General features: G+C 75.9%; 20 protein-coding genes and 1 tRNA gene. 10 read left to right on the forward strand and 11 right to left on the reverse strand.

Annotated elements, in window-relative coordinates; all coding sequences use genetic code 11:
• Positions 1-137 precede the first annotated feature (137 nt).
• Together ACWIZO_RS14015 and ACWIZO_RS14020 are read right to left on the reverse strand one after the other, a co-directional pair.
• Complete coding sequence (locus ACWIZO_RS14015; protein ID WP_448638280.1) at positions 138-2741, reverse strand: bifunctional FO biosynthesis protein CofGH; 2604 nt, start codon at positions 2739-2741, stop codon at positions 138-140.
• 76 nt (positions 2742-2817) lie between these two features.
• Entirely contained in the window at positions 2818-3333 is a 516-nt protein-coding gene (locus ACWIZO_RS14020) for a flavin reductase family protein (RefSeq protein ID WP_448638281.1), read from the reverse strand.
• 34 nt (positions 3334-3367) lie between these two features.
• On the opposite strand from ACWIZO_RS14020, the gene ACWIZO_RS14025 reads away from it, so the two are divergent.
• The 3 genes from ACWIZO_RS14025 (at position 3368) to ACWIZO_RS14035 (ending at position 6244) form a co-directional block, all read left to right on the forward strand.
• Positions 3368-4828, forward strand: coding sequence for a dihydrolipoyl dehydrogenase family protein (locus ACWIZO_RS14025; RefSeq protein ID WP_448638282.1), 1461 nt, complete (start codon positions 3368-3370; stop codon positions 4826-4828).
• Between the two features lie 71 nt (positions 4829-4899).
• Positions 4900-5391 carry a hypothetical protein gene (locus tag ACWIZO_RS14030; RefSeq protein ID WP_448638283.1) on the forward strand — a complete coding sequence of 164 codons (492 nt, stop codon included), beginning with the start codon at positions 4900-4902 and terminating at the stop codon, positions 5389-5391.
• 43 nt (positions 5392-5434) lie between these two features.
• A complete protein-coding gene (locus ACWIZO_RS14035) occupies positions 5435-6244 on the forward strand; it encodes an SGNH/GDSL hydrolase family protein (RefSeq protein WP_448638284.1) in 810 nt (269 codons plus the stop codon).
• A gap of 56 nt (positions 6245-6300) precedes the next feature.
• Here ACWIZO_RS14035 and ACWIZO_RS14040 read toward each other — a convergent pair whose 3' ends face one another.
• Positions 6301-8265 carry a putative bifunctional diguanylate cyclase/phosphodiesterase gene (locus tag ACWIZO_RS14040; RefSeq protein WP_448638285.1) on the reverse strand — a complete coding sequence of 655 codons (1965 nt, stop codon included), beginning with the start codon at positions 8263-8265 and terminating at the stop codon, positions 6301-6303.
• Between the two features lie 131 nt (positions 8266-8396).
• Here ACWIZO_RS14040 and ACWIZO_RS14045 point away from each other — a divergent pair, with 131 nt between their 5' ends.
• Positions 8397-9443 (forward strand): LLM class flavin-dependent oxidoreductase, encoded by a 1047-nt coding sequence (locus tag ACWIZO_RS14045; RefSeq protein ID WP_448638286.1) that lies wholly within the window; start codon positions 8397-8399, stop codon positions 9441-9443.
• Positions 9444-9539: 96 nt separating this feature from the next.
• On the opposite strand, the gene ACWIZO_RS14050 is transcribed toward ACWIZO_RS14045, so the two are convergent.
• A complete protein-coding gene (locus ACWIZO_RS14050) occupies positions 9540-10244 on the reverse strand; it encodes a DUF4333 domain-containing protein (RefSeq protein ID WP_448638287.1) in 705 nt (234 codons plus the stop codon).
• 114 nt (positions 10245-10358) lie between these two features.
• Positions 10359-10431, reverse strand: a tRNA-Arg gene (locus ACWIZO_RS14055).
• A gap of 196 nt (positions 10432-10627) precedes the next feature.
• Between ACWIZO_RS14055 and ACWIZO_RS14060 the strand changes: the two genes are divergently transcribed.
• Together ACWIZO_RS14060 and ettA are read left to right on the forward strand one after the other, a co-directional pair.
• Positions 10628-11152, forward strand: coding sequence for a single-stranded DNA-binding protein (locus ACWIZO_RS14060; protein WP_448638288.1), 525 nt, complete (start codon positions 10628-10630; stop codon positions 11150-11152).
• A gap of 101 nt (positions 11153-11253) precedes the next feature.
• Positions 11254-12924 carry an energy-dependent translational throttle protein EttA gene (gene ettA / locus ACWIZO_RS14065; RefSeq protein WP_448638289.1) on the forward strand — a complete coding sequence of 557 codons (1671 nt, stop codon included), beginning with the start codon at positions 11254-11256 and terminating at the stop codon, positions 12922-12924.
• Positions 12925-13044: 120 nt separating this feature from the next.
• Here the strand turns inward: ettA and ACWIZO_RS14070 are convergent, their stop codons facing one another.
• Entirely contained in the window at positions 13045-13473 is a 429-nt protein-coding gene (locus ACWIZO_RS14070) for a protein-tyrosine phosphatase family protein (RefSeq protein ID WP_448638290.1), read from the reverse strand.
• 75 nt (positions 13474-13548) lie between these two features.
• On the opposite strand from ACWIZO_RS14070, the gene ACWIZO_RS14075 reads away from it, so the two are divergent.
• From ACWIZO_RS14075 to ACWIZO_RS14085, 3 genes are read left to right on the forward strand one after another with little or no spacing between them, the layout of a single operon-like run.
• Positions 13549-13965 (forward strand): acyl-CoA thioesterase, encoded by a 417-nt coding sequence (locus ACWIZO_RS14075; protein WP_446759346.1) that lies wholly within the window; start codon positions 13549-13551, stop codon positions 13963-13965.
• Complete coding sequence (locus ACWIZO_RS14080) at positions 13962-14984, forward strand: AMP-binding protein (RefSeq protein WP_448638291.1); 1023 nt, start codon at positions 13962-13964, stop codon at positions 14982-14984. The genes ACWIZO_RS14075 and ACWIZO_RS14080 overlap by 4 nt, the downstream gene beginning before the upstream one ends.
• On the forward strand, positions 14981-16138 hold the full coding sequence (locus tag ACWIZO_RS14085) for a thiolase family protein (protein ID WP_448638292.1): 1158 nt from the start codon (positions 14981-14983) through the stop codon (positions 16136-16138). The genes ACWIZO_RS14080 and ACWIZO_RS14085 overlap by 4 nt, the downstream gene beginning before the upstream one ends.
• A 30-nt stretch (positions 16139-16168) precedes the next feature.
• On the opposite strand, the gene ACWIZO_RS14090 is transcribed toward ACWIZO_RS14085, so the two are convergent.
• A complete protein-coding gene (locus ACWIZO_RS14090) occupies positions 16169-16609 on the reverse strand; it encodes a YccF domain-containing protein (protein WP_448638293.1) in 441 nt (146 codons plus the stop codon).
• Between the two features lie 196 nt (positions 16610-16805).
• Here ACWIZO_RS14090 and ACWIZO_RS14095 point away from each other — a divergent pair, with 196 nt between their 5' ends.
• Positions 16806-17921: a class I SAM-dependent methyltransferase gene (locus tag ACWIZO_RS14095; protein ID WP_448638294.1), complete on the forward strand. Its 1116-nt coding sequence runs from the start codon at positions 16806-16808 to the stop codon at positions 17919-17921.
• Between the two features lie 9 nt (positions 17922-17930).
• On the opposite strand, the gene ACWIZO_RS14100 is transcribed toward ACWIZO_RS14095, so the two are convergent.
• Genes ACWIZO_RS14100 through ACWIZO_RS14115 form a run of 4 tightly spaced genes read right to left on the reverse strand, consistent with a single transcriptional unit; the run spans position 17931 to position 20429 of the window.
• Positions 17931-18482: an MOSC domain-containing protein gene (locus ACWIZO_RS14100; protein WP_448638295.1), complete on the reverse strand. Its 552-nt coding sequence runs from the start codon at positions 18480-18482 to the stop codon at positions 17931-17933.
• Complete coding sequence (locus ACWIZO_RS14105) at positions 18479-19132, reverse strand: energy-coupling factor transporter transmembrane component T family protein (protein WP_448638296.1); 654 nt, start codon at positions 19130-19132, stop codon at positions 18479-18481. The genes ACWIZO_RS14100 and ACWIZO_RS14105 overlap by 4 nt, the downstream gene beginning before the upstream one ends.
• The gene (locus ACWIZO_RS14110; protein WP_448638297.1) at positions 19129-19869 is read right to left on the reverse strand and encodes an energy-coupling factor ABC transporter ATP-binding protein; all 741 of its coding nucleotides are present in this window, start codon (positions 19867-19869) and stop codon (positions 19129-19131) included. Before ACWIZO_RS14110 ends, ACWIZO_RS14105 begins: the two co-directional genes overlap by 4 nt.
• Complete coding sequence (locus ACWIZO_RS14115) at positions 19866-20429, reverse strand: biotin transporter BioY (RefSeq protein WP_448638298.1); 564 nt, start codon at positions 20427-20429, stop codon at positions 19866-19868. The genes ACWIZO_RS14110 and ACWIZO_RS14115 overlap by 4 nt, the downstream gene beginning before the upstream one ends.
• Between the last annotated feature and the right edge of the window lie 173 nt (positions 20430-20602).

Below are 20602 nucleotides of genomic sequence, written 5' to 3' on the forward strand. Positions count from 1 at the left end.
GGGGCCTCCGGACCCGCGACGGGACCTGCGCGCTCGGGGGCGCAGGTCCCGTCGCGTCGTGTTCCCTCGGTCGAGATCGCGCGATCTCGACCGCCCAGGCCGGCCTGGGCGCCGAGATCGCGCGATCTCGACGGGGTTCAGGCGGGGGTGATCGACAGGGTGAGCCGGCGGCGGCCCTCGTCGGAGCGGGCGGTGGCCAGCCGCTCGGCCGACGGCGTCCCGTACTCGGTGGTGCGCTGCCGCGCCGGCCGGCCGATGGACGCCGCGACCGCCTCGAGCTCGGCGATGGTCTTCAGCGACCCGTTCTCGCTGCCGGCCATCCGGCTGATCGTCTCCTCCATCAGCGTGCCGCCGAGGTCGTTGGCCCCGCCCTGCAGCACCGCCCGCGTGCCGGCCTCGCCGAGCTTGACCCAGGAGGTCTGCACGTTCCGGATGCGCCCGTGCAGCAGCAGTCGCGCGACGGCGTGCAGTGCCCGGTTCTCCCGTACCGTCGGCCCCGGCCGCGCCACGCCGGCGAGGTAGATCGGCGCGTTGTGGTGCACGAAGGGCAGCAGCACGAACTCGGTGAACCCGCCGGTGTCGTCCTGCAGCCGGGCGAGCGTGCGCAGGTGCGCCACCCAGTGGGCCGGGGTGTCGACGTGGCCGTACATCATCGTCGACGTCGTCGGGATGCCCACCCGGTGCGCGGTCGAGATGATCTCCACCCAGGTCGCGGCGGGCAGCTTGCCCTTGGTCAGCACCCAGCGGACGTCGTCGTCGAGGATCTCCGCCGCCGTGCCCGGGACGCTGTCGAGCCCGGCCTCCTTCGCCGCCGTGAGGAAGTCCGCGAACGACAGCCCGGTGCGGGCGGCGGCGTTGACGATCTCCATCGGGGAGAAGGCGTGCAGGTGGATGCCGGGCTGCCGGCGCTTCACCTCACCGATCAGGTCCAGGTAGGCCGAGCCGGGCAGGTCGGGGTGGATGCCGCCCTGCATGCAGATCTCGGTGGCTCCCGCGGCCCACGCCTGGTCGACCCGGTCGCCGACCTCGGCCAGCGACAGCGTGTAGGCGTCGGCGTCGGTGCGCCGCTGGGCGAACGCGCAGAACCGGCAGCCGGTGTAGCAGACGTTGGTGAAGTTGATGTTCCGGTTGACGACGTAGGTGACGTCGTCGCCGGTGACGTCGCGGCGGACGGCGTCGGCCAGCGCGCACAGCGCCTCGAGGTCGGGGCCGTCGGCGCCCAGCAGCGCCAGGTACTGCCCGTCGGACAGCCCCGCCGGGTCGCGCTCGGCGGCCCGCAGCGCCGCGTGCACCTCCGGGTCACCCACGGCCAGCGCGGTGGAGTGCCCGTCGCGGGCGGCCGTCGTCCGGTCGCGCAGCTCGGCCCAGTCGCCGTAGACGGCGTCGAAGTCGCTGCGCCGGTCGCCGGTGCGCCCGACGGTGTCCACCTCGACGTGCAGGTCGACCCGGCCCGAGGACACCCAGGCCTCGTCGGGCTCCTGCCACGGCAGCCCGGCGGGGATGCGGCCCTCGACCGCCAGCCCGTCGGGCCCGGCCAGCGCGGCGACGTGCGGGCGCACCCGCGGGTCCAGCCACGGCTCGGGCTCGAGCACGTAGCGGGGCTGGGCGGCCAGCCGCTCGCGCAGCGTGAACCCGCCCTCGGCGCTGAGCGCGGCGAGCGTGTCGGTGTTCGGCCAGGGCCGCTCGGGGTTGACGTGGTCGGGGGTCAGCGGACTGACCCCGCCCCAGTCGTCGACGCCGGCGCGCAGCAGCAGGCCCAGCTCGGTGGAGTCCGACAGGTTCGGCGGCGCCTGCACCCGCATCCTCGGCCCGAGCAGCAGCCGGGTGACGGCGACGGCGGCCACGTACTCCTGCAGCGCGAGGTCGTCGTGCGCGGCCATCGCGGTGCGCGGCTTGGCCCGGAAGTTCTGGACGATGACCTCCTGCACGTGCCCGTGCCGGGAGTGCGCGGCCCGGATCGCCAGGACCGCCTCGACCCGCTCGGCCGGCGTCTCGCCGATGCCCAGCAGCACGCCGGTGGTGAAGGGGACGGCGGAGCGGCCGGCGTCCTCGAGCACCCGCAGCCGGACGGCGGGCTCCTTGTCGGGGCTGCCGAAGTGCGGGCCGCCGCGCTCCGACCACAGCCGGGTCGCCGTCGTCTCGAGCATCATCCCCATCGAGGCCGACACCGGCTTGAGCCGCTGCACCTCCTCCCAGGTCATGACGCCGGGGTTGAGGTGGGGCAGCAGCCCGGTCTCCTCGAGCACCCGGATGGCCATCGCGCGCAGGTAGGCCGGCGTGGAGTCGAAGCCGTGGGCCTCCAGCCACTCGCGGGCGACCGGCCAGCGCTCCTCGGGGCGGTCGCCGAGGGTGAACAGCGCCTCCTTGCAGCCCAGCGCGGCGCCGTCGCGGGCGACCTGCAGCACCTCGTCGGGGGAGAGGAACGGTGCCTTCCCCTCCTGGCGGAGCTGCCCGGGCGTGGTCACGAACGTGCAGTAGTGGCAGCGGTCGCGGCACAGGTGGGTGAGCGGGATGAACACCTTGCGGCTGTAGGTGACCACGCCCGGCCGCCCGGCCGAAGCCAGCCCGGCGTCGCGGACCCGGGAGGCGGCGGTCAGCAGCCGGTCCAGCGGCTCGCCGTCGGCCAGCCCGCGGGCCGAGAGCAGGGTCTCGGCCTCGCCGGCGTCGAGGGTCACCCCCCGCTCGGCGCGGGCGAGGGCGCGCCGGAGCGCGGACGGCACGGGGGTCTGCGGCTGGCTCATCGCCCCCGACCCTATTCCGGGACCCCGAGCTTCCGGGACCCCGAGCTTCCGGGACCCCGAGGAGGGTCCCGTCGCGCTAACGGCCTCCGGGGGCGTCGACGTAGCGGCCGCGCAGGCGCAGCAGGGGCGCGGCGTCCTCCCGCAGCACCGGGACGCCGACGACGGCCAGCAGCGCGAGCACGTGGTCGCCGGCGGGCACCAGCCGGTCGAGCCGGCAGTCGAGCGCGACGACGCCGCCGTCGAGCACGATCGCGTCGCTGCCCGCGGCCCGCGACCACGGCACCGACTCCAGCAGGTGCCGCGCCCCGGGCCGGCCGGCGGAGGAGAACCGGCTGGCCAGGATCGCCTGCCCGGCGGCGAGCACGGTCAGCGCGCAGCTGCCCACCGCCTCCAGGACCTCGGCCGGGTAGCCCTCGGCGGTCAGCCCGACGGCCACCAGCGGCGGGTCGGCCGAGACGCTCATCACCGAGGTGACCGTGGTCCCGACGTCGTCGGTGTCGTCGCGGACGGTCATCAGGGCGACCCCGGCGGCGTACTGGCGCAGCGCGGCGGCGTAGGCGGCGGCGTCGACGGGGGGCCGGTCCGGGGGCATGGCGGCCAGTCGACCACACGGTGAGGATGGGGCGGTGAGCAGCGCAGAGGAGACCAGCACAGAGACCAGCGCAGAGACCAACGCAGACGGGACCTACGACGTCGTCGTGCTCGGGGCCGGCCCGACCGGGGAGAACCTCGCTGACGTCGTCGTCCGCGGCGGCCTGTCCGCGGTGCTGGTGGAGGAGCACCTGGTCGGTGGTGAGTGCTCCTACTACGCGTGCATGCCGAGCAAGGCGCTGCTGCGCGGCACCGAGGCCATCGAGCAGGTCAGGGCGGTGCGGGGCGCGGCGGCCGCCGTCACGGGGGAGCAGGACGTCGCCGCCACCCTCGAGCGCCGCGACTCCTTCACCCATGACTGGGACGACACCTCGCAGGTGCAGTGGGTCGAGGGCGCCGGCATCGACCTGCTCCGCGGCACCGCCCGGCTCGACGGCGAGCGCACCGTCGTCGTCACCCGGCCCGACGGCGGGACGACGCGGCTGACCGCCCGGCACGCCGTCGCCGTCTGCACCGGGTCGGCCCCTGCGGTGCCGCCGGTCGAGGGCCTGCCCGACGTGCAGCCGTGGATGCCGCGCGAGGCCACCAGCGCCAAGGAGGCGCCCCGCCGGCTGCTGGTGGTCGGCGGCGGCTACGTCGGCTGCGAGATGTCCTTCGCCTGGAAAGCGCTCGGCTCGCAGGTGACCCTGCTGCAGCGCGGGGAGCGGCTGCTGCCCGGCGCCGAGCCGCAGGCCGGGGAGGCGGTGCTCGCCTCGCTGCGTGACCGCGGTGTCGACGTCCGCCTCGGCGCGCACGTGGCGGCCGCCCGGCGCGAGTCCGACGAGGTCGTGCTCACCGTCGACGGAGAGGAGGTCCGCGGCGACGAGGTGCTGGTCGCGGTCGGCCGGCGGGCGCGCACCACCGACATCGGCGTCGACACCGTCGGCCTCGAGCCCGGCCGCTCCCTCGACGTCGACGACACGCTGCAGGTGCGCGGCCTGCCCTGGCTCTACGGCGTCGGTGACGTCAACGGCCGCCGGCTGCTCACCCACATGGGCAAGTACCAGGCCCGCCAGGCCGGCGCGGCGATCGTGGCCCGCGCCCGCGGCGAGCAGGTCTCGACCGAGGACTGGTCGCCGCACGTGGCCACCGCCGACCGCGCCGCCACGCCCGCCGTCGTCTTCACCGACCCGCAGGTGGCCAGCGTCGGCCTGACCAGCGCGCAGGCCCGGGAGGCCGGGCTGCCGCACCGCGTCGTGGAGTACCCCATCGGCTCGGTGGCCGGCGCCGCGCTGTTCGCCGACGGCTACGAGGGGACGGCGATCGCGGTCGTCGATCCCGAGCGCGAGGTGCTGCTCGGCGTCACCTTCGTCGGCCCGGCGGTGGCCGAGCTGCTGCAGTCGGCCACGGTCGCGGTCGTCGGGGAGGTGCCGATCTCCCGGCTCTGGCACGCCGTCCCGGCCTACCCGACGATCAGCGAGATCTGGCTGCGGCTGCTCGAGACCTGGCGCGGCTGAGCGTTGGTCCGCGTCGGCCTGGTGCTGCACCCGACCCGCGACTGCTCCCCGGCCGTCCGGCAGGTCGCCGCGTGGACCGGCGGCGCGGGGGTGGAGCTGGTGGCCGGGAGCGCTACGGGCACTACCGCTGCGACGCGGTCATCCTGGCCACCGCCATGGGCTCGACGGCCTACACCTACGCCGCCGGCGGCCCGGTGGTGAGCCCCGGCCTGGAGGGGATCCTGATCACGCCCGCGGCGCCGATGCAGGGGATCTCCCGCACCGTCGTGCTCGGCGGGCAGGACACGCTGCTGCTCACCATCAGCGGCGGCCGTCCGGCCGTGGAGCTCGACGGCGTCCTGACCGGCCGGCTGCAGCCGGGCGACGACCTGGCCGTCTCCTACCGGCCCGACGCCGGGCAGCTGGTGCGCATCGAGGGCTCACGGTCCGCGGCGCGCACCCGGGTCAAGCTCTCCCTGCTGGACCTGCCCTACCTGCCCGACGAGCTGCTCGAGCACCTCCCGCCCGACCTGCGGGCCCGGCTGCGCGACGAGCCCGGCGCGCTGGGTCCCGGCGCGCCCTGACCCGGCCCTGACCCGGCGCCCGCGGCGTGCTGGAGTGGGGTCCGTGCCCGCACCGTCCCGCACCTCCTGGCGCCGCTACGTCGCCCTCGGCGACTCCTTCACCGAGGGACTCGCCGACCCCGACCCCGACCGCCCCGGCGAGTACCGCGGCTGGGCCGACCGGCTCGCCGGGCACCTCGCCGTCCACGCGGCGGCGGTGTCGCCGGGCACCGACCTGGAGTACGCCAACCTGGCCATCCGCGGGCGGCTGCTGCCGCAGGTGCTCGCCGAGCAGGTGCCGGTGGCCCGCGCCGCCCGGCCGGACCTGGTCAGCCTCGTGGCCGGCGGCAACGACCTGCTGCGCCCCGGCGCCGACCCCGACCGGCTGGCCGCCGCGCTGGAGGAGGCGGTGGCCGGCTTCCGGGCCGACGGCGCCGACGTGCTGCTGGCCACCGGCGTCGACCCGCGGCTGACGCCGATCATCCGGCGCACCCGCGGCCGGGTGGCGGTGTTCAACGCCTCGCTGTGGTCGATCGCCGCGCGGCACGGCGCCGTCGTCCTCGACCAGTGGGGCGCGGACTGGCTGCTGGACTGGCGGCTGTGGGACGGCGACCGCATCCACCTGACCGCTGAGGGCCACCGGCGGACGGCGCTGGCCGCGGCCGCCGCGCTCGGCGTCCCGGTCACCGGGGACGACTGGCGCACCCCGCTGCCGCCGGCCCCGCCGCGGGCGCTGCGGGCGGCGCTGGCCGAGGAGGCCGCGTGGGTGCGCGGCTTCGTCGCCCCGTGGATCGCCCGCCGGGTGCGCGGCCGCTCGTCCGGCGACGGCCGGGAGCCCAAGCGCCCGGTGCCGCTGGCGCTGCCCCGGGTGTAGGTCCTCCCGCGGGTCGTCGTGCTCTGCCCACACCTGTGGGCAGAGCACGACGCGGCTCACGCCTGGTCGTCATCCCTCTCGGCGGCGGGCGGCTCGTCGACGACCTTGAGGAACGGGCGCGGCGAGGGCGGCGGCACGGTGTCCTCGAGCGGGAACAGGTCGATGCCGTCGGCGCCGGCCGGGACGGCGTCCACCACGGCCTCCAGCTCGCCGGTGACCGCCTCGAGGACCGCGGCGGCCTCCTCGGCGGCCTGCCCGACCAGCGCCTCGGCGGCGGTCGTGTCGGTGCGGCTGGGCAGCGGCGCGGGGCGGCCGAACGCGTAGCCCTGCGCCATCGCGCATCCGTGCCTGCGCAGCCACTCGGCCTGGTCGAGGTCCTCGATGCCCTCGGCGATGACCTGCAGGCCCATCCCCAGGCCCAGCTGGAGCAGTCCCTGCACCAGCGCCGCGGTGGAGGGCCGGGTGACGACGTCGGCCACGAAGGAGCGGTCGATCTTGACGGTGTGGATCGGCAGCCGGTGCAGCGCGGTGATCGCCGAGTAGCCGGTGCCGAAGTCGTCGAGGGCCAGCGTCACGCCGCGCGCGGTCACCTCCGACACCGCCTCGAGCGTCGCCTCCTCCGCGAACAGCGCCGTCGACTCGGTGATCTCCAGCTCCAGCCGCCCGGGCGCCAGCCCCGACTCGTCCAGCGCGGCGCCGACCAGGTCGCTGAACCCGGCCTCGGCGAGGTGGCGGGCGGAGACGTTGACGTGCACCCGCAGCCCGGCCGGCCAGCCGGCGGCGTCCAGGCAGGCACGGCGCAGCACCCACGCGCCGAGCCGGGAGGTCAGCCGGTTGTTCTCGGCGGCCTCGAGGAAGGCGCCCGGCGGCAGCAGGCCGCGGGTCGGGTGCTGCCAGCGGATGAGCGCCTCGTAGCCCAGCAGCGTCTCGTCGGAGAGGTCGACGATCGGCTGGTAGAACAGCCGCAGCTCGTCGCCGTCCAGCGCGCGCCGCAGGTCGGCCTCCAGCTGCAGCAGGTCGACCTCGTCGTCGGTGAGCACCCCGTCGTGCACCTCGATGCGCGCGCGGCTGCCGTCGCTCTTGGCCCGGGTCAGCGCGCCGTGCGCCTGGCGCAGCAGGTCGTCGGGGGCGACGTCGGAGCCCAGCGTGAGGCCCACGCTCGCCGACAGCACGATCTCCCGGCCGCCCACCTGGAACGGGTCGTCGAGCACCGACAGCAGCCGGTCGGCCAGGGCGCGCAGGCCGTCGAGGTCCTCGACGTCCTCGGCGAGGATGAGGAACTCGTCGGCACCGAGCCGGACGGCGGTGTCCTCGACCCGGGTGCTCCAGCGCAGCCGGTCGGCGACCTGGCTGAGCAGCAGGTCACCGGCCTCGGTGCCGAGGGTGTCGTTGACCGCGTGGAACCGGTCGAGGTCCAGGTGCACCAGGCCGACCTGCAGTCCGCGGCGGCGGGAGAGGGCCAGCGCGTGGTGGAGCCGGTCGGTGAGGGCCCGGCGGTTGGGCAGCCCGGTGAGCGGGTCGGTGAACGCGCGGCGGACCAGGTCCTCCTCGGCCCGGCGCCGGTCGGTGACGTCGACCAGCGACAGGACGACGAACTGCGGCTCGCCGGTGCTGCGGTGGACGACGTCGTGCGACTGCTGCACCCACAGCTCGCTGCCGTCGGCGCGGCGCAGGCGCCGCTCGCCGTCCCGGCGCAGCCACGGGTCGAGGCGGGCCTCGCCGCCGGCGTCGGGGCGCTCGGCGAGCGGGGCCTCGTCGGGGTGAGCGAGCAGGTCGACGTGCCGGCCGACCATGTCGTCGATCCCGCGGTCGGCCAGCGCGCACAGCGCGTCGTTGACCACCAGCAGGTGACCGTCGAGGTCGACGAGGGCCTGGGGGACCGGCGAGGAGAGGAACAGGGCGCGGAACAGCTGGCCGCGGTCGGCCAGCAGCGTGTCGATGGCCCGCAGCCTCGTCCCCGTCGCGGGACCGCCGGGCCGGTCGTCCCGGGGCCGCGGCACGTGGGGGGCGCTGAGAGTCACCCGGACAGGGTGGCCGACCGGCCGCCCGGAGTGACGGAACCCGTCCTCGGAATGTCGTGGTCGACCGGTCACACGGGGTGACTAGATGTCCCAGCGGGAACACCCGCCCCGGCGGGCGCGCTGGTGGGTCCATGACGTCCGGCACGGGAAAGCGGATCGGGTTCCTGTCCTTCGGTCACTGGCAGCCGCTGCCCGGCTCGCAGGTGCGCACCGCGCGCGACGCGCTGGTGCAGAGCGTGGAGCTCGCCGTCGCCGCCGAGGAGCTGGGCCTCGACGGCGCGTTCGTCCGCGTGCACCACTTCGCCCGCCAGCTCGCCTCGCCGTTCCCGCTGCTGGCCGCGATGGCCGCGCGGACCGCGCGCATCGAGATCGGCACCGGCGTGGTCGACATGCGCTACGAGAACCCGCTCTACATGGCCGAGGAGGCCGCGGCCACCGACCTGCTCGCCGACGGCCGCCTTCAGCTGGGGGTGAGCCGCGGCTCACCGGAGACGGCGCTGCGCGGCTCGGAGGCCTTCGGCTACGTGCCGCCGGAGGGCACCACGGACGCCGACCTGGCCCGCGAGAAGACGGCGCTGTTCCTGGCCGCGGTCCGCGGCGCGACCGTCGTCGACGCCGACCCCGGGATGACCGGCGGGGCACGCGGACGCCTGGCGGTGCAGCCGCAGTCGCCGGGACTGGCCGACCGGATCTGGTGGGGCGCGGGCACCCGGGCCACGGGGGAGTGGGCCGCCCGCCAGGGGATGAACCTGATGAGCTCCACCCTGCTGGTGGAGGACACCGGTGTGCCCTTCGACGAGCTGCAGGCCGAGCAGATCGCCCGCTTCCGCGCCGCGTGGGCCGAGGCCGGGTGGGAGCGCGAGCCGCGGGTGTCGGTGAGCCGCAGCGTCCTGCCGGTGGTCTCCGACCTCGACCGGGCCTACTTCGGCGGCGAGCGGTCGGGGCAGGACCAGGTCGGGCTATTGGAGGGGGTGCGTGCCCGCTTCGGCAAGAGCTACGTCGGCGAGCCCGACCAGCTCGCCGAGGAGCTGGCCAAGGACGCCGCCGTCCGCGAGGCAGACACGCTGCTGCTCACCGTGCCGAACATGCTGGGCGTCGAGTACAACGCGCGCCTGCTGGAGAACGTGGCCCGGCACGTGGCGCCGGCGATCGGCTGGGTGCCCGCCGGCTCCCGCTGACCCACCGGCGCACGCGAGCGGCCCAGGACCGGACGGGTCCTGGGCCGCTCGCGTCCGGTCGGCGCCCGGGTCACGGGGCGCCGACCGGGTCCTGCCTCAGGCGGCGTCGAAGGTGACGGTGCCCTCGGCGTCGATCAGGGCGGTCACCGTGCCGGTGTCGCTGGGGTCGTCGACCAGGCTCGCCTCGCAGGTCAGCTCGAGGCCGTCGGCGGCGACGAGGACCGTGCGGTCGCCGGCGTCGCAGGAGGCGACCACCGACAGGCCGGCCTCGGTGGCGAACTGCTCGGTCAGGCTGGCCTCGACGTCGGCGACCTGGACGAAGACCTGGTCGCTGTCGATGCGGACGGTGCCCTCGTCGTCGGTCTGCTCGACGGTGTAGGTGACCTCCTGACCCTCGACCGCGGCCGTGCACGTGGTCACCGTGCCGGCGGCCAGCTCGACGTCGTCGGGGCAGCTGACGTCGGCCACCGTGACGCCGGTCTGCTCCTCGGTGATCGAGACGATCTGCCGCTCGGCCTCGGCGGTGTCCAGCTGCCGGCTGCCGAAGAGGAACAGGGCGCCGACGCCGAGGACCGCCAGGACGACGATCGCCCCGATGACGCCGAGGATCACGGGGAGGGCGCTCCTCCGCGGCGGCACCGGAGGCCGGCCGTGGCCGAGGCCGCCCGGAGCGCCGTAGCCGGGAGCCGGCGGCCCGTACGGGCCGGGGCCGAAGGCGTGCGGGGCCTGGTGCGGGGCCTGGTGCGGGCCGAAGGCGTTCGGGGCCGGGTGCGGCTGGCGGGGGTCGTGGACCTGCGTCATGGCGGGCTCCTCGGTCGGTCCCGGGACGTCCCCGGGTGCTCGGGAGCACCGTGGCGCGAGCGACTTGCAGCGCCCTGGCAGCCGACTTGCACCGCACCGCAGGACGGCCTCGCGCGCGCCCGGCAGGGATCGAACCTGCGACCGGCGGTTTAGAAGACCGCTGCTCTGTCCGCTGAGCTACGGGCGCTCGGCCGCCGATGATGGCACCTCCCGGTGCACCCGTGCGTCACCTCCCGGCGGGGGCGACACCTCCGCGTCCCGGCATCCACAGGGTGCGGCTCCTCCACAGCCTGCTCAGCGCGCCGTCCGCGCGTCCCCGCCAGGGCGAGAGTCGACCCGGGCCGGCGCGGTGCCGGCCCCACGAGAGATCCCCGAGGAGCACCGTGAACGACACCCACGTCACCGTCGTCGGCAACGTCGCCGACTCGCCGCGCCGCGTCAGCCTGCAGAACGGCACGGTCACCAACTTCCGCCTGGCCTCCACCGCGCGGCGCTTCGACACCCAGACCCAGCAGTTCGTCGACGCCAGCACCTTCTGGGTCGACGTCGAGTGCTGGAACGACCTGTCGGGCAACGTCTCCGGCAGCGTCAGCAAGGGCGACCCGGTCATCGTCCAGGGCATGCTCAGCACGCACAGCTGGGAGGGCGAGAACGGCAGGCGCAGCACCCCGCGCATCCGCGCCCTGGCCGTCGGCCACAACCTGGCCCGCGGCACCGGGGTGTTCCGGCGCACCCGATCGGTGCGACCGGCCGAGCCGGGGCCCGACGGGGACGGCGCCCTGACCGACGGGGGCGCGCTGCCCGGCGAGGTCGAGGACCTGGTCAGTGGGCGGGACTACGAGGTGGACCCCGAGACGTTGTACGGAGCGGACACCCCCGACCTCACCGCGGAGCCCGCGCACGTCTGAGTCGCCCGGGCTGGGAGGATCGGTAGGGAGGACGCACGCGGGCGGGCCGGCACCGCCGGCCCGCCCGCCACTCGCGAATCGACGGAAGGCTCGAACGCCCAGTGGCTCAGTACATCTACTCCATGGTCCGTGCCCGCAAGGCGCACGGCGACAAGGTGATCCTCGACGACGTCACCCTGTCCTTCCTGCCCGGCGCCAAGATCGGCGTCGTCGGGCCGAACGGCGCCGGCAAGTCGACCGTCCTGCAGATCATGGCCGGGCTGCAGCAGCCCTCCAACGGTGACGTGGTGCTGGCGCCCGACGCCACCGTCGGCATCCTGCTGCAGGAGCCGCCGCTCAACGAGGAGCTCGACGTGCGGGGCAACGTCGAGGAGGCGGTCAAGCCGCTGCGCGACGCGCTGACCCGCTTCGAGGAGGTCAGCGCGGCGATGGGTGAGCCCGACGCCGACTTCGACGCGCTGCTGGGCGAGCAGGGCGAGCTCATGGAGGTCATCGAGCAGCACGACGGCTGGGAGCTCGACGCCCGCATCGAGCAGGCGATGGACGCCCTGCGCTGCCCGCCCGGCGACGCCGACGTCACCGTCCTCTCCGGCGGTGAGCGCCGCCGCGTGGCGCTGTGCCGGCTGCTGCTCGAGGCGCCCGACCTGCTGCTGCTCGACGAGCCCACCAACCACCTCGACGCCGAGAGCGTGGCCTGGCTCGAGCAGCACCTGGAGAAGTACGCCGGCACCGTCGTCGCCGTCACCCACGACCGGTACTTCCTCGACAACGTCGCCCAGTGGATCCTCGAGCTCGACCGCGGCCGGGCCTACCCCTACGAGGGCAACTACTCCACCTACCTGGAGACCAAGGCCACCCGTCTCAAGGTCGAGGGCGCCAAGGACGCCAAGCGACAGAAGCGGCTGGCCGAGGAGCTGGAGTGGGTGCGCTCGGGCGCCAAGGCCCGCCAGGCCAAGAGCAAGGCGCGCCTGGCCCGCTACGAGGAGATGGCCGCCGAGGCCGACAAGTTCCGCAAGCTGGACTTCGAGGAGATCCAGATCCCGCCGGGCCCGCGCCTGGGCAACGTCGTCGTCGAGACCGCCGACCTGACCAAGGGCTTCGGCGACCGGCTGCTGATCGACGACCTGACCTTCACGTTGCCGCGCAACGGCATCGTCGGGGTCGTCGGCCCCAACGGCGCCGGCAAGACCACGCTGTTCAAGATGCTGGTCGGTGAGGAGAAGCCCGACGACGGCGAGATCAAGGTCGGCGAGACGGTCAAGATCTCCTACGTCGAGCAGTCCCGCGGCGGCATCGACCCCAAGAAGACGCTGTGGGAGGTCGTCTCCGACGGGCTCGACCACATCAAGGTCGGCAACGTCGAGATGCCGTCGCGGGCCTACGTCGCGGCGTTCGGGTTCAAGGGCCCCGACCAGCAGAAGCCGGCCGGGGTGCTCTCCGGTGGCGAGCGCAACCGGCTGAACCTGGCGCTGACCCTCAAGCAGGGCGGCAACCTGCTGCTGCTCGACGAGCCGACCAACGACCTCGACGTCGAGACGCTGACCAGCCTGGAGTCCGCGCTGCTGGAGTTCCCCGGCTGCGCCGTGGTGGTCAGCCACGACCGGTGGTTCCTCGACCGCGTGGCCACCCACATCCTCGCCTACGAGGGCGAGTCCCGGTGGTTCTGGTTCGAGGGCAACTTCGCCGACTACGAGAAGAACAAGGTCGACCGGCTCGGCCCCGAGGCCGCCCGCCCGCACCGCGCGACCTACCGCAAGCTGACCCGCGACTAGCGGCCCCGTCCCGAGGCTCGCGCCGAGCCTGCGAGGCGTGAGGAGGACGGGGTCCTCCGACCGTCCCCGCACGTCACCGGCGGCCGGACGGAGCAGCCGCTCCGGCCGGCCGCCGGCGTCTCAGGGGCCGAAGGCGGCGACGAAGCGGGCCTGCCGGCGCGTCTCGACCGCGCGGGGGCGATAGGCGCGGCGGACGAACGCCACCGCGTCGGCGGCCGGCACCCCGTCCAGCACGGCCAGGCACGCCAGGGCGGTCCCCGTGCGGCCGGTCCCGCCGCCGCACGCGAGTTCGACCCGCTCGGTCGCCGACCGGTCCAGCGCCTCGGTCAGCGCCTGCCGGAGGTCCTCCGGGGAGGCGGGCAGCCGGAAGTCCGGCCAGCGCACCCAGCGGCTCTGCCAGCCGAGGTTCCCCGGCGGCCGGCCCAGCAGGTACACGCCGAACCCGGGCAGCGGTCCCGGGGGCAGCGGCTCGCGCAGACCACGGCCCCGCACCCGGCGTCCCGAGGGCAGCACCAGCACGCCCGGCGCGCCGTCGTCCCAGGGGTCCACGAGCGGCACCGTAGGACCGCAGGCCTCCCGCCGGGTCCGTCGGCGTCCCCGGCGGCGGTGCGGCAGGGTGGGGCCGTGCGGTTCACGGTGCAGGTCCCGATGCGCTGGTCGGACATGGACGCCTACGGCCACGTCAACAACGTCGTCCACCTGCAGTACTTCGAGATGGCGCGCGTGGCGCTGTTCTTCGAGCAGGCGTCGCTGGAGGAGAAGACCGGCCTGCGCCGCGGCACGGTCGTCGCGGCCCACGACATCCGGTACAGACTCCCGGTCGTCTACTCCGCCCGTCCGCTCGACGTGCAGATCTGGGTGTCGGGCATCCGGGCCGCTGCCTTCACCTGCCACTACGAGGTGTTCGACCACGAGCGGCTGGCCGTCACCGGCAGCACGCTGCTGGTGCCCTTCGACTTCACCATCGACCGCCCCCGCCGGCTGACGCCCGACGAGCGGGAGTTCCTCGGCCGCTGGGTCGACGAGCCCACGGCCTCGTGACCACACCACCGGGGCCGTGCCCTCCAGTCGTCGACGTCTCGGCCGCGCCGGACCCGGTCGCGGCCTTCCTCGATGCCTCCGCCTGCGGCCATCTCGTGGCGCTGCGGACGTCGGGGACCACCGGCCGGGCCCGCGCCGTCGTCCGCACCACCGCGTCGTGGACCGACTCCTTCCCGCACGTGTCCCGGCTCGCCGGTGTGGGACCGGGCGCCCGGGTGTGGGTGCCCGGCCCGCTGGCGGCGACGATGAACCTCTTCGCCGTCGTGCACGCCCGCGCGGTCGGCGCCGAGGTGGTCGACTCGGTCGCCGACGCCACGCACGTCCACCTGACACCCGCAGTCCTCGTCGCGGCCCTGGACGAGGGCATCGACCTGCGCGAGCGCACCGTCGTCGTCGCGGGGGACCGGCTGCCCCGCCGGGTGGCCGACCGGGCCGCCGCAGCCGGTGCCCGCGTGCACCACTACTACGGCGCCGCGGAGCTGTCCTTCGTCGCCTGGGGCACCTCCGCGGAGGACCTGCGGCTGTTCCCCGGCGTCGAGGCGCAGGTCCGCGCCGGCCGCCTCTGGATCCGCTCGCCCTACCTGTCGTTGGGCTACCTCGGGGCGTCCGGCCCGTTCGAGCAGGACGCCGACGGGTTCGCCTCCGTGGGAGACCACGGGGCGCTCGTCGGCGACGGGCTCACCGTCCTCGGCCGCGGGACCGAGGCGATCACCACCGGCGGCGCCACGGTGCTCGTCGCCGACGTCGAGGCGGTCCTGCGCCGGGCCACGGGCGAGGAGGTCGTCGTGCTCGGCGTGCCGCACCCCCGGCTGGGCGCCGTGGTCACCGCCGTGCTGTCCGACCCGGCCACCCTGCCGGCCGCCCGCGTCGCCGCCCGCGCCGGGCTGCCGCCGGCGCTGCGGCCGCACCGGTGGCTGCACGCGCCCACGCTCCCGCTCACCCCCGGCGGCAAGGTCGACCGGGCCGCGCTCGCCGCGCTGGCGGCCGCCGGTGCGCTGCCGTCGGCGGCCGGCCGGTGACGCCGGCCGCGGACGACGCGCCGGTGCTCGTCGAGGCGCTGCGGACGCCGATCGGCACCGCCGGCCGGTCGCTGGCCTCCCTCACCGCCGCCGACCTCGCCGCGCCGCTGGTCGGCGAGCTGGCCGGTCGGCTGGCCGGGTGCGGGATCGCTCCGCACACCGTCCGCGACGTCGTCCTCGGCAACTGCACCGGCCCCGGCGGGGACGTCGCCCGCGTGGCGGCGCTGCAGGCGGGCCTGCCCGTCGGGGTCCCCGGCCTCACCGTCGACCGGCAGTGCGGCAGCGGCCTGGCGGCGATCGCGCTGGCGGCGGCGATGGTGCGCAGCGAGCCCGGAGCGGTCCTCGCCGGCGGGGTGGAGTCGGCCTCCACGGCACCGTGGCGGTCCTGGCCGCCGGACGACGGCGGCCGGCCCACCCGCTACCAGCGGGCGCCGTTCGCGCCGGCCGCGCTGGGTGACCCGGACATGGGCCCGGCAGCCGACCTGCTGGCCGCCGACCGCGGCATCCCCCGCGAGGCGCAGGACCGGTACGCGGCGCGCTCGCACGCGCGGGCGGTCGCCACCCGGCGCGCCGGCGGGTTCGACGAGGAGCTCCTGCCGGTCGACGGCGTGACCTGCGACGACCGCCCCCGCGACGGGCTGACGGTCGAGCGGCTGTCCCGGCTGCGCCCCGCCTTCCGGCCCGGCGGCACCGTCACGGCCGGCAACTCCTGCGGCGTCAACGACGGTGCCGCGCTGGTCACCGTCGTGGACGCGGTCACCCACCGCCGGCTCGGCGTCCCGGGGCTGCGGGTGCTCGCCACCGCGACGGCCGGCGTGGACCCGAACCGGCCGGGACGCGGCCTCGTGCCGGCCGCCCGCCTGGCGCTCGACCGGGCCGGGGTGGCCCTGGACGAGATCGACGTCGTCGAGCTCAACGAGGCCTTCGCCGGGCAGGTGCTCGCCTGCTGCGCCGAGCTGGGCCTGGACCCCGAGCGGGTCTGCCCCGAGGGGGGAGCGCTCGCGCTCGGCCACCCGTGGGGCGCCTCGGGTGCCGTCCTCGCCGTCCGGCTGTTCACGCAGCTGGTCCGCCGTCCCGGTGGCCGGCTCGGGCTGGCGGCCATCGCCGTCGGGGGCGGCCAGGGCGTCGCCATGGTCGTCCAGGCCTGCACCTGAGCGGCCGGGACGTCCCCGGGGGCCGCCGGCTCAGCGGGCCGGCGCGCCGTGGACGACGCCGCTCCCCGCGTGCAGCCAGTCCCGCGGCGGCGCGGTCCCGACCACCCGCTTGCCCAGCGGGAACAGCCCCACGGCGGCGAGCTCGAACGACGCGATCCCGAACGGGATGCCGACGATCGTCACGCAGAAGGCGATGCCGGCCAGCACGTGCAGCAGCGCCAGCCACCAGCCGGCCACCAGGAACCAGACCAGGTTGCCCAGCGCCGAGGCGATCCCGGCGCCGGGCGCGCGCACCGTCGTCCGCCCGAAGGGCCACACCACGAAGCCGGCCAGCCGGAACGCGGCGACGCCGAACGGGATCGTCACCACCAGCAGGCAGGCCACCAGCCCGGCGAGGGCGTAGGCCAGCGCCAGCAGCCAGCCGTGCAGGACCAGCCAGACCAGGTTCAGCAGCGCGCGCACAGCGTCCACACCCAGACCACGGACCGCGGCGCCGCCGGGTTCCGGGACCCGCGGTCGCCGCCCGGACGCGGTGCGGCGCGGACGGCGCCGGCGCGGAGGCACGGCGCGACGACGGCCACCGGAGGACGGCGGTACGGGCCAGGATCGGTCGCGCCGGCACGGTCGGCCGACCGGCCGGGGCCGTCCCGAGAGGAGCCCGTCTGCGATGACCACCACCGGCACGCGGCCGCCCGGCGGGGACACCGCCGCCACCGAGGCGCTCGCCGGGCGCCTGTTCGACACCGTGCTCGCCGCCCTGGACGCCCAGGCCGTCTACCTCGGCGACCGGCTCGGCTACTACCGCGCCCTGGCCGCCGCCGACACCCTCACCTCCGTCGAGCTGGCCGAGCGGACCGGCACCGCCGAGCGCTACGTCCGCGAGTGGCTCGAGCAGCAGGCCGTCACCGGCATCCTGACCGCCGCCGACGACCCGGACCGCCCCGACGACCCCACGGCCCGCCGCTTCGCCCTGCCGCCCGGTCACGCCGAGCCGCTCACCGACGTCCTCAGCACGGCGCACCTCGTGCCGCTGGTCCGCTTCGTCGTCGCGGCCGGCCGGTCGGTCGACGCGCTCGCCGAGGCGCACCGCACCGGCGGCGGCGTCTCCTGGGCCCAGCACGGGGCCGACGTGCGGGAGGCGCAGGCCGCCGCCAACCGGCCGCTGTTCCTCGGCCCGCTCGGGAAGCCGTACCTGCCCTCGATCCCCGAGGTGGACGCCGCGCTGCGCCGGGGCGGCCGGGTCGCCGACGTCGGCTGCGGGTTCGGCTGGTCGTCCATCGGCATCGCGCTGGCCTACCCGCAGGCCACCGTCGACGGCTTCGACGTCGACGAGCCGTCGGTGCAGGCCGCGCGGCGCAACGCCGACGAGGCCGGTGTGGCCGACCGCGTCCGCTTCACCGTGACCGACGCGGCGACGGTGACCGCGGCCGGCGGCTACGACGTCGTCACCGCCTTCGAGTGCGTCCACGACCTGCCCGACCCGGTGCCGGTGCTGGTGGCCATGCGCCGCCTGGCCCGCCCGGAGGGAACGGTGCTGGTCGTGGACGAGCGGGTCGCCGAGCGCTTCACCGCGCCAGGGGACGACGTCGAGCGGCTGATGTACGGCTACAGCCTCGCCTGCTGCCTGGCCGACGGGCTGTCCGGGCACCCCTCGGTGGCCACCGGCACGGTCATGCGGCCCTCGACGCTGCACCGGTACGCCCGCGCGGCGGGGTTCGCCGACGTCGAGGTCCTCGACGTCGACGACGAGGTCTTCCGCTTCTACCGCCTGGTCCCCGGCTGAGCGGCCCGGTCAGGCCCCGACGATCCGCGGCACCGGCCGGTCGGCGCCGGTGGGTGCCCCGCGGCGCGCGGCCTCCTCCTCGGACACGGGCCGGACGACGGCGCCCGGGGCGATCCCGGCGCCGGCGAACACCGCCGCGTTGACCCCGCCGCGGTGCACCATCGCCTTCACCAGCCGCGCGCCGGTCAGCCGCTCGAGGTGGGTGCACGGCGGGCAGCGCTTGGCGCCGAACAGCAGCGCGTCGCCGACGGCGAACCAGCGGCCCACGAGCGACGGCAGGTCGATCCCGGTGGTCACCAGGTTGCGGCGGGTGTCGCCGGGCGTGAGCGGCACGCCCACCTCGGCGGCGACGGCCGCGACGTCGCCGGCGTCGATGAGCGTCAGCTGCTTCTCCAGGTCGGGGTACTGCGCCCACGTCCCGCCGCCGAGGGCGTAGCGGTCGCCCTCCAGGCCGCGCCCGGGCAGCAGCCGCGCCGTCGGAACCCGTTGCATCGGGGCGGCGGCCGCCGGGGTCAGCCAGATCTCGAGCAGGGAGCCGGTGGTCGTCGAGCCCAGTGTCATTGCGCCTCCAGGGGGTGCCGGCGGCGCGGGGGAGGGACGTCGTCGGCGCCGCGGGCGTCGAGCGCCTCGCTGACGTCGTGGGCCAGCTGCAGGACCTGCACGAGCAGCGGCGCGACGGTCGTCCGCAGCACGCGCACCCCGCGGGGCGAGCCGCCGCGCGCGGCCTGCGCGGCCCGGATCCGGTCGGCCCGCTCGATGAGCACCGGGATGAACCGCAGCGCCATGGTGATCACCAGGCCCACCCGCTCCGGCCGGACGCCGAGCAGGCGCAGCGGAGCGCAGACCCGCTCGACCACCGCCACCATCGCGCTCATCCGCGTCGTCGCCGTCACCACGGCCGCGGCCAGCACCAGGGTCAGCAGCCGCAGCACCGTGGAGACGCCCGTGGCCAGGTCCGTGGTCAGCGCGTGGACGACGAGCAGGGCGACCACCCACCACAGCACCGCCCGCGCCTGCCGGGCGAGGACGGCCACCGGCAGCCGGGCGGCGACCAGCCCCACGGCCAGCGTCCCCAGCAGCGCCGCGCCGGCCGCCGCCGGCGTGGGGAGGACGAACAGCACGACGGCGAGCACCGCCAGGGACAGCAGCTTCGCCCCGGCCGGCAGCCGGTGGACGACGCTGGCCCGCGGGACGTAGAGGGCGAGGGTCACCGGCCGGCCACCAGCGCGCGGTAGGCGGCCACGGCCGGACCCGGGGAAGCGTCCTCCACGACGCGGCCGCCGTCGACCACGAGCACCCGGTCGAAGCCGTCGAGCAGGTCGAGCTGGTGGGTCACCACGACCACCTGCTGCTCCAGCGAGGCGATCAGCTCGGCGACCCGGCGGGCGTTGACCAGGTCCAGCAGCGTCGTCGGCTCGTCGAAGACGATCCGGGCCGGGCGCATCACCAGCACGCCGGCGATGGCCAGCAGCTGCTTCTGCCCGCCCGACAGCAGGTGCGCGGGGTGGTCGGCGTGCCCGGCCAGCCCGTACCGCTCGAGGACCTCGGCGACGCGGACGGCCTGCTCCTCGGGCGGCACGCCCTGGTTCTGCAGCCCGTAGGCGACGTCCTCGGCCACGGTGGGGTGCACGATCTGGGCGTCGGGGTCCTGGAAGACGAAGCCGACCCGGCGCCGCACGGCCCGCACCTGGGTCCGCGTGTCCAGCCCGTCGACGAGGACCTGCCCGGCGGACGGCACGACGAGGCCGTTGAGCAGCCGGGCGAACGTGCTCTTGCCCGACCCGTTGACGCCCACCACGCCGACGCGGGCCTCGGTGAGGGTCAGGTCGACGCCGTCGAGCACCACCCGGTCGCCGTACCGGTGCCCGACCCCGTGCAGTTCGATGCCGCGGCCGGGGTCGGCGACTGCGGTGGCGGCGGGGGCCGCGCCGGGACGGCGGAACCTCACCGGGTGCCGGCGGCCCGCCGGGGACGCTCGATGACGGGGTAGCTGCGCCGCACGACGTCGGCGATCGCCGCGGCCACGAAGGCCTTGAACAGGTCACCCGGGACGAAGGGCACGACACCGAAGCGGAACGCGTCGTACCAGGAGCCGCCCGAGATCAACGCGAACACCGGGGCGCCGACCAGGTAGATGACGACGAGGCCGCCGACGACGTTGATCAGCGCGCCGCGCAGGACGTTGTAGCGGTCCCACGTGCGCTCGGTCAGCCACCCGATGACGAACGCGGCGACCGGCCAGCTGAGCAGGTAGCCCGCCGTGGGGCCCACGAAGACGCTCAGCCCGCCCCGGCCGCCGGCCAGCAGCGGGAGACCGACGGCCACCAGGACGAGGAACAGCAGCACCGCGAGGGAGCCGCGGCGGGCGCCCAGGACGGCGCCGGCCAGCATGACGCCGAGGGTCTGCGCGGTGATCGGGACCGGGCCGACGTTGATGGCCGGCAGCGTCCCCAGCACCGCGACGATCGCGGCGAACAGGGCGACGTAGGCGAGGTCGCGGGTCTTCACGGCGTCTCCTCCGTAGGCGGCGGGCCACGGGGCCACGCGGTCCTGGCGGAAGGTACCCGAGCGCGGCTCCCCACCCCAGGGGCGGGCGCCCACGGACCCCGCGGAGGCGGTCGCCGACCGTGTCGGGACGCTCACCTGCGGGGACGTCCGCCGGTTTGCCGGGCCCATCCGGG

The sequence above is a fragment of the Geodermatophilus sp. URMC 63 genome (genome assembly GCF_053502565.1).

Excerpts from the sequence above, each read along its gene's own strand:
- ACWIZO_RS14015 (WP_448638280.1), bottom strand. The coding sequence starts at position 2,741 with ATGAGCCAGCCGCAGACCCCCGTGCCGTCCGCGCTCCGGCGCGCCCTC.
- ACWIZO_RS14020 (WP_448638281.1), bottom strand. The coding sequence starts at position 3,333 with ATGCCCCCGGACCGGCCCCCCGTCGACGCCGCCGCCTACGCCGCCGCG.
- ACWIZO_RS14045 (WP_448638286.1), top strand. The coding sequence starts at position 8,397 with ATGACGTCCGGCACGGGAAAGCGGATCGGGTTCCTGTCCTTCGGTCAC.
- ACWIZO_RS14050 (WP_448638287.1), bottom strand. The coding sequence starts at position 10,244 with ATGACGCAGGTCCACGACCCCCGCCAGCCGCACCCGGCCCCGAACGCC.
- ACWIZO_RS14095 (WP_448638294.1), top strand. The coding sequence starts at position 16,806 with ATGACCACCACCGGCACGCGGCCGCCCGGCGGGGACACCGCCGCCACC.
- ACWIZO_RS14100 (WP_448638295.1), bottom strand. The coding sequence starts at position 18,482 with ATGACACTGGGCTCGACGACCACCGGCTCCCTGCTCGAGATCTGGCTG.